We start from the raw sequence: 13,182 nt of genomic DNA, 5'->3' as shown, positions 1-13,182 counted from the left end.
ACTAGATAAATAGAATAATCGTGCAGACCTTCATGAAATTATTTCGTCAAGAACCTCTTACACGGGACATTAGAGATTTTCTTACTCTTCTAGAAAAGAGAGATCAATTAAAAAGAATAAGTGTTCCAGTTGATAGTGACTTAGAAATTGCGGCAATTAGCGACCGAGTCCTTGGAATGGGAGGACCTGCCCTGCTTTTTGAAAATGTAAAAGGATCATCAATCCCTGTAGCAGTCAATTTACTTGGGACTATGGAACGGGTTGTTTGGAGTATGGGCTTAAAGAAGCAAGAAGAATTGGAAGATTTAGGAAAAAAGCTCGCCCTTCTTCAACAACCACGCCCTCCGAAAGGATTTAAAGAGACCAAAGCTTTTGCCTCAGTTGCATGGGATCTGCTTAAAGCACGTCCTGATATTGATCTATTACCTCCGTGCCATCAGAAAGTAATTGGTGAAAGAGATTTGGATCTAAATCATTTACCACTTTTACGTCCCTGGCCAGAGGATGCTGGAGGTGCAATCACATTAGGTCTAGTCATAACAAAAGATCCTGAAACAGGCGTGCCAAATGTGGGTGTTTATCGACTCCAAAGACAATCTGCCAAGAGTATGACAGTTCATTGGTTAAGTGTCAGAGGAGGAGCCAGGCATCTTCGCAAAGCAGCTGCCATGAATAAAAAATTAGAAGTTGCTGTTGCTATTGGAGTTCATCCACTTCTGGTCATGGCAGCTGCAACTCCTATTCCAGTACAGCTCAGTGAATGGCTTTTTGCAGGTTTATATGCAGGTGAAGGTGTTCGATTAACTAAATGCAAAACTATCGATCTTCAGGTACCTAGTCACAGTGAAATTGTTTTAGAAGGATCCATATCTCCTGGAGAAGAGATGACAGATGGTCCTTTTGGAGACCACATGGGGTTCTATGGGGGTGCTGAGTCCTCACCTTTAATTAGATTCCAGTGTATGACTCAAAGGGAAAAGCCAATATTTTTAACAACCTTCAGCGGTAGGCCTCCTAAAGAGGAGGCTATGCTCGCAATAGCATTAAATCGAATTTATACGCCAATACTTAAACAACAAATACCTGAAATTATTGATTTTTTCCTTCCGATGGAGGCTTTGAGTTACAAGTTAGCAGTTATATCTATTGATAAAGCATATCCAGGCCAAGCCAAAAGAGCTGCAATGGCTTTTTGGAGTGCTTTACCCCAATTCACCTATACAAAATTTATCGTCGTCGTCGACTCCACCATTAACGTGAGAGATCCTAGGCAAGTGGTTTGGGTCTTATCCAGTCAAGTTGACCCTCAAAGAGATTTATTTGTACTAGAGAATACTCCTTTTGACACGCTTGACTTCGCGAGTGAGCATATAGGACTAGGAGGGAGATTAGCCATTGATGCAACCACCAAAATTGGCCCAGAGAAAAATCATGACTGGGGAAAACCATTAACAAGGCCTAAAGAACTCGAAGACAAAGTCGATGAAAGATGGGCAGAACTAGGGTTATCAGATCTGGAAAAGAAGCAACCAAGTCCAGAATTATTTGGGTACGTTATCGATGAGCTAATGCGTCAAAAACAAATAAACAATTCATAAATAAGAAATAAAGGTAATCGATAAATAATATATAAATCAATATATTGTTTTTTCATTGAAAGTTCCCAATAAAGATCAGTCTTTAAGAGACCTTCAAAAAGGAGGTGAGCTTTGTGGGAAAGTGAAAGTACCTGGAGATAAATCTATATCACACCGAGCTCTACTGTTTGGGGCTATTGCTAAAGGAAAAACAATAATTGATGGCCTTTTACCTGCGGAAGACCCATTAAGTACAGCGGAATGCCTAAGGTCAATGGGCGTAAAAATTAGCCCCATCAAAAAAGGAAACATTGTTGAAGTTGATGGCGTTGGATTAAATGGTCTAAAAGAGCCTAAAAATATTTTGAATTGCGGAAATTCAGGCACAACCATGAGATTAATAATGGGGTTATTAGCTGGTCAAGAAGATCATCATTTCATCCTCACAGGAGATAAATCACTTCGAAATAGGCCAATGAAAAGAGTAGGACAGCCATTAAAAATAATGGGGGCTAAAGTTTCTGGCAGGTGTGGTGGAGACTTTGCTCCTCTCTCGATTATTGGGAATAAATTAAGAGGCGCCGTAATTGGTACACCTGTCGCAAGTGCTCAGATAAAATCTGCGATCTTACTTGCCGCACTTAATGCAGAAGGTTCAACAACTGTTATTGAACCCGCCAGATCAAGAGACCATAGCGAGAGAATGTTGAAAGCCTTCGGAGCCAATCTAGAAGTAGGTGGTGAAATGGGTAGACATATAACTGTTTTTCCGGGGAAAGATCTAAAAGGTCAATCAATTATTGTTCCGGGTGATATTAGTTCCGCTGCATTTTGGCTGGTTGCAGGTAGCATTATACCAGGATCAGAACTAACCATTGAGAATGTTGGTCTAAATCAAACAAGGACTGGCATACTTGACGTATTGGAAACAATGGAGGCAAATATCAATATAACAAACAAAAGAGATGTGGCCGGTGAGCCTGTTGGAGACATAGAAGTTTTTTACAAAGAAAACTTGAAACCATTCAAGCTTGATGAGGAGATAATGCCTCGCCTAGTAGACGAGATACCTATATTGTCTGTAGCAGCATGTTTTTGTAAAGGTATCAGTTATATAAAAGGAGCTAGTGAATTAAGAGTCAAAGAAACTGATCGTTTAGCGGTAATGGCCAGACAATTAAAAAAAATGGGAGCCAAAGTAGATGAACATCAAGATGGACTAACTATTTATGGAGGAAATAATTTAAAAGGATGCGAGCTTGATAGCGAAGATGATCACCGTATTGCCATGAGTTTAGCTATTGCCTCAATAATGGCTAACTCTGATTCAACATTACGACGTAGCGAAGCTGCAGCAGTCTCATATCCTGATTTTTGGATTGATTTGATAAGACTTCAACAAAAAAATTAGTTTTTCTTAGAATTGAATGATTTTAAAATACATACGACAAAAGATGGGAGTTTAAGTCTTTATAGCTTTAGCTATGAAGAAGGATTTCATGATAAGGACGGAGCACTTAGAGAATCAATTGCTAAATATCTCTTACCAGCTCAATTAGAACAATTTTCTACAACTGAAAAAATAGTTGTTTTAGATGTTTGCATGGGACTGGGGTATAACACAGGATGTATTCTAGAGAAGTTATTTCAAAGCAATATAAAAATTGAATGGCATGGGCTTGAGATTGACAAAAGGCCTCTAAATCTTGCTCTGAATGAAAAAATATTTCAGAAAATTTGGTCTCCAAAAGTATTACATTTTTTTAATTGCATAAATAAATTAGGGAAATGGACTGAAGGTTTTAACGAAGGAAATATTCATTGGGGAGATGCAAGACAAAAGATTCATGAAATACAAGATTCTCTAAGTTTTGATTTAATTCTTCTTGATCCTTTCTCTCCACAAAAGTGTCCCGAACTTTGGAGTGAAGAATTCATCTCTTTATTAACCAAAAGGCTATCGGTCGAAGGCCGCTTGATTACATATTCAACTGCTTCCTCCATTAGAGCAAGTTTAAAAAGAGCTGGTTTAAAAATCTATTCAGTAGTTCCCTCGACCAATAAACAAAACAAATGGAGTGCAGGGACAGTTGCTATGAAAAAGAAAATAGAACAACGGTATATTTCAGAAAATCTTCAGTTCAAAGACTTAAGCACCAAGGAAATAGAACACCTTGCCACGCGTTCATCAATTCCTTACAGAGATCCAACAGGGAAAGGAAACTCTAAAGAAATTATTTCAACAAGAAAAATAGAGCAATCTAAAAGTCAATTAACAAACACTTCATCATGGAGAAAGCGATGGAATAGTGCGCAATAGCGATAAAGCAATTAGATTTCTTCAAAAAAGTACTCTAATGCTTGCCATCGCAATTTTAGCGGCTGGAAAAGGTACGCGAATGAAAAGCAAGCTGCCAAAGGTTCTTCATCCTTTGGCAGGGAAATCACTTATTGATAGGGTTTTGTCTTGTACTCAGGCGCTCAAGCCAAACCGTAGATTAATAGTCGTAGGACATCAAGCTAAGTTAGTTGAGGACTCTCTGAAGAATCACAAAGACTTAGATTTTGTTCTTCAGCAACCTCAAAATGGGACAGGACATGCTATCCAGCAACTAAGTCCTAGATTAAAAGGATTTGATGGAGAACTTTTAGTATTAAATGGCGATGTACCACTCTTAAAAAAGGAAACTCTAAGATCACTTTTAAAATTTCACAAAGAATCCAATGCGAGTGTAACTTTTTTATCTGCAAGTTTAGACTCTCCAAAGGGATATGGGCGAGTATTCACAGATAAATCGGGACTAGTGAAAAATATCATAGAAGAAAGAGATTGCACTAATGAACAGCGCAAAAATAAATTAATAAATGCTGGTATATACTGTTTTAATTGGCAACAATTGTCAGATGTTCTAAACTTATTATCTAACCAAAATAGTCAAAATGAAATCTATCTAACAGATACTATAAGTTTACTCAAAAAAGCATTACATTACGAAGTGGGTAATCCATTCGAGATCAAGGGCATTAATGATAGATTTCAACTATCTGAATGCGAGCATTACATCCAAGAAAAGCTTAAATCCTTATGGATGAGAAAGGGAGTTTCATTTATTGATCCTATTAGTTGTTCGCTGAGTGAGGATTCGAACTTTGGTACAGACGTAATCATTGAGCCACAAACTCATCTTCGTGGTAAATGCAATATTGGCAATGGATGTCATTTAGGGCCAGGTAGTGTCATAACAAATTCAACACTTGCGGAAAATGTATTAGCCATTCATTCATTTATAAATGAAGCAACGGTTGGGAATAATACATCAATTGGTCCATTTGCTCACATAAGGCCGGAGTCAAACATAAGTGAAAATTCAAAAATAGGGAACTTTGTAGAAATAAAAAAAAGTTTTATTGGTGAAGGGACCAAAATCAATCATTTAAGCTATGTAGGTGATTCAGATTTAGGGAAAAATATTAATATTGGAGCAGGGACTATTACAGCTAATTTTGATGGCAAAAATAAACATAGAACAATTATTGATGATTATTCAAAAACCGGTGCAAATTCAGTCCTAGTTGCACCAATTAAGATTGGATCACATGTAACCATTGGTGCAGGTTCAACAATAAGTAAAGATATTCCTGATAAAAGTTTAGTTGTTGAACGATCAAAGGCAATTATTAGAACTAAGACTGATTAGCTACAAAAGCAAAGCTATTGTTTTATAAAGGGTAATACTTTTTCCAATTCCAACTTACGACTACCTTTAATTAAAATATTATCTCCTGGTGAAAGCCATGATAATAGTGTTATAGCAGCTTCTCTTGGTGTTCTAACTACATCATGATTCGGTAATACTTTGATTGTTTTTTTTATTATATTAGACTCCTCCCCACAAGAGACAAAAACAATTCCATTAAGACCTAATTCAACGGCTCTTTGAAGAACTTTCTGATGCAGTGAAATACTCTCAGAACCCAACTCAAGCATCGTACCTAAAACCGCAAAATGCCTGCCAGGCTTACTTACCAATAACTCTAAAGATGCAATAACAGATTCTGGTGATGCATTGTAAGTCTCATCTAAAACTAAATATTGTCCACAAGTAACTAATCTATTTCTTCCAATTGGCATATTTATTTTTAATTTATCAAGATTCTTTATTGATAGTCCTAATTCTTTTGCAACGGTTAATGCAATAAGAAAATTCATAGCATTATGTCTTCCTTCAAGAGGCAGTTTAAATTTACTTTCCTCAAAAGATATGAAATTATTTTGCATGTCAACTTGAGAAATATAATCTGGTTGAATATCTTGAAAAGCAAAATGCTCATTATTGGAACCTAAGCAATTCAGTGAAAAATCCTTTATTGCTACCCGAACAATACGTCCTGACCATTTTTCTAATAAAGCTTTTTCTAAGAGGATGTCACCAAAAGGAATAATCACAACCCCATCAGATCTTAGGTTTGAGGTGATTTCTGACTTAGCTTTTGCAATATTTTCTCTACTACCAAGAATACCAATATGAGCTTGACCCACATTTGTAATAACAGCAATATCAGGTTCAGCAACGCGAGAGAGACGTTCAATTTGACCGAAGCCACGCATACCCATTTCAATAACAAAAGCAGCATCTGTTTCCGAACCGCTAAGCAAGGTTTTAGGAACACCGACATCATTATTTTCATTGTCTTTGCTTGAAACAATTTCACCTAGAGGAGACAATATTGCCCGAATCAATTCTCTTGTGGTTGTTTTACCAACAGAACCAGTAACAGCAACTACAGGTAGATTTAAATTTCTCCGATGAAGCAATGCGATCTGTTGATAGGCGTACAAAGTATCTGGAACCACCCAGTGAAGCAGGTCAGTTGGGACCAAGCCATTAAATTGTTCAGAAACTATTGCTGCCTGTATACCAATATCAAAAGCCAAATCTAAGTAATCATGACCATCAAATTTATTTCCTACTAAAGGGACAAAGAAATCACCTTGTTCAATTGTCCTCGAATCAGTAGATATACGACCAACAGGTAAATTAAGGTCAATTTCCTTTTGATTCGCTGGCTTCCCCCATAGTTTAATTAAGTCCTTAAAATTAATATACATACAAATATAAGAACAGAAGCAAAGTAATCTAAATACTCAAAAACCTATAATTTTATTTTTTACCTTTCCTTGAAGGGTCTGCTTCTTGACCGTAAGAAAACTTTTCAACCTCTGCCGCATCAGGAGAAGGCTCCTTAATTCCACAAACATCTTTGTACATTAATTCATATTCGTTCGCAGATCTATCCCAACTATATTTATTTGACATCGCTCTTACTTGTAACTCCTTCCAACTTTTTTGATGTCTATATGCCTCCCAAGATCGAACTAAGGCTGTATAGAAGTCAATTGGTTCATACCGATCAAAGCAGAATCCAGAACCTGTTTCATTTATAGGATTATAAGGCTCTACTGTATCAACCAAACCTCCTACTTTTCTGACTATCGGAATAGCACCGTAACGCATAGCCAATAATTGACTGATTCCACATGGCTCAAAACGACTAGGCATTAGGAATGCATCAACGCCTCCATAAATGAGCCTAGACAATGCATCATCGTAAGTAAGAAAGACAGAGAAACGACCAGGATACTCAATAGCAAGTTGCCATAAGGATGACTCTAAATAGCGATCTCCAGTACCAAGAACAACGACTTGAGAGTCAGTATAAGAAAGAAGCCTATTAGCTACTTGCAGCAAAAGATCAATACCTTTTTGATCAACAAGCCTACCAACCATACCCATTAGATATTTATCTGGATTCACTTCAAGTCCCATTCTTTCTTGAAGGACTCTTTTATTAACTGCTCTTCCAGAAATATTATCTACACTAAATTTAGATGGCAATGAATTATCCGTTGCTGGATTCCACGCATCTAAATCAACTCCATTTAATATTCCACGTAATTTCCCTGAAATATAATTCAAAAGTCCTTCTAATTTTTCTCCATACTCAGATGTTCGAATTTCCCTTGAATAAGTAGGAGATACTGCATTCACTCTATCGGCATACAACATTGCTGATGCCATTGTGTGATCACCATGCATATACCATGGGCACCAAGTCATTTGATCAAGCTTCCATCTCCATGGGCCTTGATACTTGAGGTTATGAATAGTAAATACTGTACTGATTTCGGGGTCTTGATGCATCCAAACTGGGATCATTCCAGTATGCCAATCATGGCAATGGAGGACTTGTGGCTTCCATGAGTTCCATGCAAATTCAGAGACTGCGCTAGCAAAAAAAGTAAATCTCCAATCTTCATCTTCTCCTCCATAAATACGCTCAGGATCAAAACATGGATGTCCAACCAAATAAATTGGCAACCCATTAGAGGGATGCCTTGTTTCAAAAACAGCGAAGTCAACACCCATTGTGTTGGCTCGAAAAATCGGTTCAGGTGCAATATCCATCAAGGCCCATAATTTTCCATACCCTGGAATTATTAATCGAACGTCATGTCCAAGTTTTTTAAGCGCAGGAGGCAATGAACCAACAACATCACCCATACCTCCAACCTTTATCATTGGGGCACATTCAGCAGCAGCAAAAAGTATTCGCATTTAATTCATGAAAAAGAAAGCTTTATTTTTTTGGATAAACCAAATAAAATCATGGAAGCCATTTTGATTCGGAGAAATCAGGATCCCTTTTCTCCATGAAAGCATTTCTTCCCTCCTTTGACTCATCAGTCGTATAAAAAAGATGTGTTGCCTGGCCAGCAAGCTCTTGGATACCTGCTAATCCATCTGTATCAGCATTAAAAGAAAATTTCAAACACTTTATGGCGGTTGGACTGTTTTGAAGTATTTCCCTAGCCCATTTAACACCTTCTGACTCGAGCAAATTAATGGGTGAGATGGCATTTATTAGCCCCATATCCAATGCTTCCTTCGCTCCATATTTCCTGCATAGGAACCAAATTTCTCTAGCCTTTTTTTGACCTACAACCCTTGCTAAATAACTGGAACCAAACCCTGCATCAAAGCTCCCAACTTTAGGTCCTGTTTGACCGAACATTGCATTATCTGCCGCCAAACTCAGATCACAAATCAAATGTAAAACATGTCCTCCCCCTATAGCGAAACCAGGGACAAGCGCAATGACTACTTTAGGAAGGCTCCTAATTATACGTTGCAAATCAAGGACATTTAAACGCGGGATGCCATCATCTCCAAGGTATCCTCCACTTCCACGTATAGCCTGATCTCCGCCAGAACAAAAAGCGAACTTTCCATCTTTGGAAGGTCCTACCCCTGTAAATAAAACAACTCCAATTTTTGGATCTTCTCTTATTCTAATAAATGCATCACAAAGTTCTGAAATTGTTTGAGGTCGAAAAGCATTTCTTTTCTCAGGACGATTTATCGCAACACGAGCAATTCCTTCAGGACTTATATCAAGCAAGATATCTTTGTATTCACCAATAGAAACCCATGAGGTAATAATTTCCCCCGGGAGAACTCTTCTAGACATATTGTTAGGAGTAATAGGTTTTAAAGTCATTTTTTTAAATTAAATTTAGTCAAAAGTTGATAAATTCTCAGATAATGTTTTTTTCAGGTCATCAATTAAACTTACTCTCAATCTATGATCTTCAAGAGAGTTAGTACAAACTCTTATTAATACATTTGTTGACAAAGAGAAACTCCATTCAATTGCTTGTTCTAAATCATCCAAGCAAGAAACTTGCTTATATTTCAATCCATAGGCTTTAGCAAGTGTAAGATGACAAACTTGCTGAGGCATAAGAAAAATTTCTTCAAAATCTCCTTCTTCAATTCTATCTATATTTAATTGATTAAATATCCCTCCTCCACCATTATCAATCATGATTACAATTAGACTAGTATTCTTATCCTTTGAAAATAGCCAACCATTTGTATCATGAAGAAGTGCTAAATCACCAGTGACCAATATCATTCTACCCATAATCATTGATAATCCCATGCCCATTGAGAGTGTCCCATCAATTCCTGAAGCCCCTCTAAAGCCGAAACATCTTCTTAAGAAAGCCCCCTCTCCCGAATAACTCAACCAATCTCTTATGGGGCTACTTGAAGCAAGCATCACAGGGATAGAATCTGGTAACAAGCGAGGAAGCAATCTAGCTAAAGCAGGTTCAGTAATTAACCCATTTCTGAATAACCTTTTATCAAGCCAATCATGGATAAATAAATCATACTTTATAAGCTCTTTAGTCAACTTTTGACTAACAATTTTTTTATCTATTGCCGGCTTTACAGGAATACCCTCAAGCAATTTATCAACCCAACAAGAAAAACCTTCACTAAATTGTGTTGAGCCACCTATTGGATCAAGATTTCGACTATCTCCCTCAGTAATAAGTAATTGAACTTTTCCAGTTTTTTTAAGCCAAGTTTGTAATTCTCTACTTGGAGGTATTGGACCCAAACGTAAAACCTGAATCTCTTTGATTTTTTCAAATAAACCTATTGAGAAAAAAATATCCCAGTGATTTATTAAACCCTCTTGATCATTTTCAAGCCCAGAGAGTGGATCAGCAAGAATTGGCCATCCAGTTAATTTTTGCCATTTCTTTAATGCGCCCCTAAAAGAAACAAGTTGTTTTGATTTTCCTCTCCATGGCCCAACAATAATTATTCCTGAAGAAAATGGATCTAATTTTGGTATTTTTAAACATGGAAAATTTTTAACGACCTCAACCTTATTTAAAGTGATGTTTTCCTTTAAAAATCCTTCAATGCCCCATCCATCAAGAACTTTATTCTGGTCAATTTCGCAAGGATGCAAAGGCTCTTCATAAGCAAGGTTAATATGAACTGGTCCAGGAATATTAGAAGCCATTTCGAATGATTTCCTAACTAAGGATGTCAGCCTCTCTTTTGAAATCAAATGAATTCCTTCTTTTGGAGATTCATCAAAATGTCTACAAACAGACTTAAGAAAATCCTGCTGATTAACTGCTTGATTAGCTCCACATTCTTTTAATCGCAAAGGTCTATCTGCAGTTAAAAACAAGAGAGGATGGCATGACCTATCTGCTTCAACAGCAGCCGGCAAAAGATTTGCGACAGCACTTCCAGAAGTTGTAATGACACAACTTACTTGCCCACTAGCTGCACTTATTCCCAAAGCAAGGAATGCAGCCGACCTTTCGTCAATTGAGGTGATGAGATTTAATTCTTTTCTTCTAGAGAGACTTGCTGCTGCTAAAGCAAGAGGGCCTGATCTGCTACCTGGACAAAGAACAAAATATTTCACTCCCTTAGCTACTAGAGTTTTAAGAAGCTCTAAGCTGATAAAAAAATTGTAACGAGCTAGTGAAATTGCCAAAAGAAAAACTACTTCAATTTTTGTAAAAAACTTTCCAACAAGTAAATAAAACAAAGAAAATTCATGACATCTACTGGATCAAAAAAGAATCAAAACCAAAATAGCTGGAAAGGATTGTTGGTTTGGATATTAATTGCGCTTTTATTAAGATGGCAAGCAGTTGAGCCTAGATGGATTCCATCTGGATCAATGATTCCAACTTTGCAAATTCAAGACAGAATATTGATAGAAAAAATAACCCCAAGACTTAATAATAAACTAAATAAACATTTAAATTTAAATACGATTGTTATTTTCAAACCTCCAAAAATCCTTACAGAAGCAGGCTACAGTGATGGTTCAGCGCTAATAAAAAGAGTCGTTGGATTACCTGGAGACAAAATAGAAGTTACTAATGGGAAATTATATAGAAATGAAAAAGAAATAAAAGAACCTTGGATTAAAGAACCTATCCAATATGAAATGGACGCAATAAATGTACCTGACTATTCACTTTGGGTCTTAGGAGACAACCGAAATAACAGTTTAGACTCTCATATTTGGGGAGCTCTCCCAGAAAAAAATCTTATAGGTACTGCGCTTGCAAGGTACTGGCCATTAAAAAAAATAGGACCTATTCGGTTCCCATAACCTAAATTAAATTTTATTGGAGTACGTTTTGCGATATTGTGTAATTACATGGAAAAAACTGGATGTTTAATCCTGAATTTTTAGCTACAGACAATAATGAGGGCCACGAGGCAAATGCTCTAATTCAGTACTTACAAGATCAACCTGCTGATGTTTTGCAAAGAGTCGCAAAATCTGCCAGTCCCGAAATTCAAGAAATAATCCGACACAATGTTCAAGGTTTACTTGGAATGCTTCCTGGAGAGCAGTTTGAGGTAAAAGTAACTTCTAGCAAGGATAATTTGGCTAGTTTATTAGCCTCTGCGATGATGACAGGTTACTTTCTCAGACAAATGGAGCAAAGGAAACAATTAGAGGAAACCCTTTTGTCCGACGAGGAAATGTCAGTCGACCCAGATAAAATTTAATCACTTTAATCACTAAATTTTTTCAGAGGGTCTCTGGGTACTACGCCGATTTTTATTAATTTTTTATCTAACCAACTTAAGAATCCAAAATCACCTTTACTGGTAGCCCAATCTGACTTTTTGATCTTATTTTTTAACTCTTTTACAGCATTTTTTGAAAATCTAACTTTCCCACTGTAATGAGCAGATATTAACCAAGAAAGACCATGCAAAGATTCAACTTTATTAAACCAAGTTATTAAAGCTTTTTGTCCTCTAGGGAAAACCAGCCTTTCTATTACAGGAGCTATTTGTACTAATGGTGTATTTTTTCCAACAAGTTTTTTAGCAGACATCTCCCAGCCTTTCTGCCAAGAAAAAGGATATATGCCAAAATGTGCTCTTTTATTTCTTAAATTTGGTTTAAAAGCGTTTCCAAAAATTTCTTTTATTTTTGGTATCTCCAACTTTTCAGGTCTTAAGTACGAAGCAAAAAGAACCAAACGAAGCCATCCTTTTCTTCTTGCAATTGGCGTATCAATAAGCTCTTCATCCCCCTTCTCTCTTGAATGAAACAATAAAGGGGTAGGGTCTAAATCAAATAGCTCTGGAGGCGTATCTTCAATCCCTACAAGCGCATCAGTAACTAATAAAGATTTTGATGGTTTATGAAAACAAGATATTTCTTGGAAGCGTCCTAATCCAATATCAATTGGTCCCAATGAAATCCAGTCACAATAATCACTATGAGGGAATCCATCAGCCAATAAAATATTTGTTCTTTTAGAGGGAATTCCCAACCAATCAAAAGGCAGCTGAAATGGGAAACTCCATTGCCCTGGGCAAACCCATATTTTTGAATCAGGAAAGGCTCTAGCCAAAGCAGGAAGAGCAATTTTATGTTCCAAACCAGAGGCCGTTGGTAAAACAATTGTTTTTACGGGACCGATTTTTTTCACAATCACATCAATGTCTCTTAGCAATTCTTCGGTAGGAGGGAGAGGGTTAATTATCATTAATCCATTCTTTACTCTTACAACCAAAAGCCTCACTGGGACAGCTACATAATAAATACCCTGAAGTTGTTCAAAACTCCAAATCTGATCAGGAACTAGTTCCCTGAATATTGTTCTTTTTCTTCCATAAGGATAGAGCGGTAAAAGTGGCCACCAACTCCATTTTTGTTCAGTAGAAAGGTTGCTCATTGTTTGCTTAAT

The 13,182-nt window shown here is 36.9% G+C and carries 11 protein-coding genes; 6 read left to right on the top strand and 5 right to left on the bottom strand.

Annotated elements, in window-relative coordinates; all coding sequences use genetic code 11:
• The first annotated feature begins 32 nt into the window (after positions 1-32).
• The 4 genes from O5637_RS00255 to glmU are packed head-to-tail and all read left to right on the top strand — an operon-like array spanning position 33 to position 5,275.
• Positions 33-1,598, top strand: coding sequence for a UbiD family decarboxylase (locus tag O5637_RS00255; protein WP_269605091.1), 1,566 nt, complete (start codon positions 33-35; stop codon positions 1,596-1,598).
• A 55-nt stretch (positions 1,599-1,653) separates the two neighbouring features.
• On the top strand, positions 1,654-2,988 hold the full coding sequence (gene aroA / locus O5637_RS00250) for a 3-phosphoshikimate 1-carboxyvinyltransferase (RefSeq protein WP_269605090.1): 1,335 nt from the start codon (positions 1,654-1,656) through the stop codon (positions 2,986-2,988).
• 12 nt (positions 2,989-3,000) lie between these two features.
• Positions 3,001-3,897 carry an MnmC family methyltransferase gene (locus O5637_RS00245; RefSeq protein WP_269605088.1) on the top strand — a complete coding sequence of 299 codons (897 nt, stop codon included), beginning with the start codon at positions 3,001-3,003 and terminating at the stop codon, positions 3,895-3,897.
• Between the two features lie 37 nt (positions 3,898-3,934).
• Positions 3,935-5,275, top strand: coding sequence for a bifunctional UDP-N-acetylglucosamine diphosphorylase/glucosamine-1-phosphate N-acetyltransferase GlmU (glmU, locus tag O5637_RS00240; protein WP_269606985.1), 1,341 nt, complete (start codon positions 3,935-3,937; stop codon positions 5,273-5,275).
• A 14-nt stretch (positions 5,276-5,289) separates the two neighbouring features.
• Here the strand turns inward: glmU and O5637_RS00235 are convergent, their stop codons facing one another.
• The 4 genes from O5637_RS00235 to menD are packed head-to-tail and all read right to left on the bottom strand — an operon-like array spanning position 5,290 to position 10,949.
• Positions 5,290-6,687, bottom strand: coding sequence for a UDP-N-acetylmuramoyl-tripeptide--D-alanyl-D-alanine ligase (locus O5637_RS00235; RefSeq protein WP_269605086.1), 1,398 nt, complete (start codon positions 6,685-6,687; stop codon positions 5,290-5,292).
• A 52-nt stretch (positions 6,688-6,739) separates the two neighbouring features.
• A complete protein-coding gene (gene glgA / locus O5637_RS00230) occupies positions 6,740-8,194 on the bottom strand; it encodes a glycogen synthase GlgA (protein WP_269605084.1) in 1,455 nt (484 codons plus the stop codon).
• Positions 8,195-8,243: 49 nt separating this feature from the next.
• Positions 8,244-9,137 (bottom strand): 1,4-dihydroxy-2-naphthoyl-CoA synthase, encoded by an 894-nt coding sequence (gene menB / locus O5637_RS00225; RefSeq protein ID WP_269605082.1) that lies wholly within the window; start codon positions 9,135-9,137, stop codon positions 8,244-8,246.
• Between the two features lie 15 nt (positions 9,138-9,152).
• The gene (gene menD, locus O5637_RS00220; protein ID WP_269605080.1) at positions 9,153-10,949 is read right to left on the bottom strand and encodes a 2-succinyl-5-enolpyruvyl-6-hydroxy-3-cyclohexene-1-carboxylic-acid synthase; all 1,797 of its coding nucleotides are present in this window, start codon (positions 10,947-10,949) and stop codon (positions 9,153-9,155) included.
• 63 nt (positions 10,950-11,012) lie between these two features.
• Here menD and lepB point away from each other — a divergent pair, with 63 nt between their 5' ends.
• Together lepB and O5637_RS00210 are read left to right on the top strand one after the other, a co-directional pair.
• On the top strand, positions 11,013-11,579 hold the full coding sequence (gene lepB, locus O5637_RS00215) for a signal peptidase I (protein WP_269605078.1): 567 nt from the start codon (positions 11,013-11,015) through the stop codon (positions 11,577-11,579).
• A gap of 62 nt (positions 11,580-11,641) precedes the next feature.
• Positions 11,642-11,986, top strand: coding sequence for a DUF760 domain-containing protein (locus tag O5637_RS00210; RefSeq protein ID WP_011293575.1), 345 nt, complete (start codon positions 11,642-11,644; stop codon positions 11,984-11,986).
• A 5-nt stretch (positions 11,987-11,991) separates the two neighbouring features.
• On the opposite strand, the gene O5637_RS00205 is transcribed toward O5637_RS00210, so the two are convergent.
• On the bottom strand, positions 11,992-13,170 hold the full coding sequence (locus tag O5637_RS00205; RefSeq protein WP_269605075.1) for a DUF4336 domain-containing protein: 1,179 nt from the start codon (positions 13,168-13,170) through the stop codon (positions 11,992-11,994).
• Positions 13,171-13,182 lie beyond the last annotated feature (12 nt).

Source organism: Prochlorococcus marinus str. MIT 0917 (assembly GCF_027359575.1).
GTDB lineage: Bacteria > Cyanobacteriota > Cyanobacteriia > PCC-6307 > Cyanobiaceae > Prochlorococcus_B > Prochlorococcus_B marinus_D.
Note: the sequence above shows the minus strand (reverse complement) of the source record. Positions and strands in the feature narration are given on the sequence as shown.

Coding starts and splice junctions, on each gene's coding strand:
- O5637_RS00255 (WP_269605091.1), top strand. CDS start 33: ATGAAATTATTTCGTCAAGAACCTCTTACACGGGACATTAGAGATTTT.
- glmU (WP_269606985.1), top strand. CDS start 3,935: ATGCTTGCCATCGCAATTTTAGCGGCTGGAAAAGGTACGCGAATGAAA.
- O5637_RS00235 (WP_269605086.1), bottom strand. CDS start 6,687: ATGTATATTAATTTTAAGGACTTAATTAAACTATGGGGGAAGCCAGCG.
- glgA (WP_269605084.1), bottom strand. CDS start 8,194: ATGCGAATACTTTTTGCTGCTGCTGAATGTGCCCCAATGATAAAGGTT.
- menB (WP_269605082.1), bottom strand. CDS start 9,137: ATGACTTTAAAACCTATTACTCCTAACAATATGTCTAGAAGAGTTCTC.
- lepB (WP_269605078.1), top strand. CDS start 11,013: ATGACATCTACTGGATCAAAAAAGAATCAAAACCAAAATAGCTGGAAA.
- O5637_RS00210 (WP_011293575.1), top strand. CDS start 11,642: ATGTTTAATCCTGAATTTTTAGCTACAGACAATAATGAGGGCCACGAG.
- O5637_RS00205 (WP_269605075.1), bottom strand. CDS start 13,170: ATGAGCAACCTTTCTACTGAACAAAAATGGAGTTGGTGGCCACTTTTA.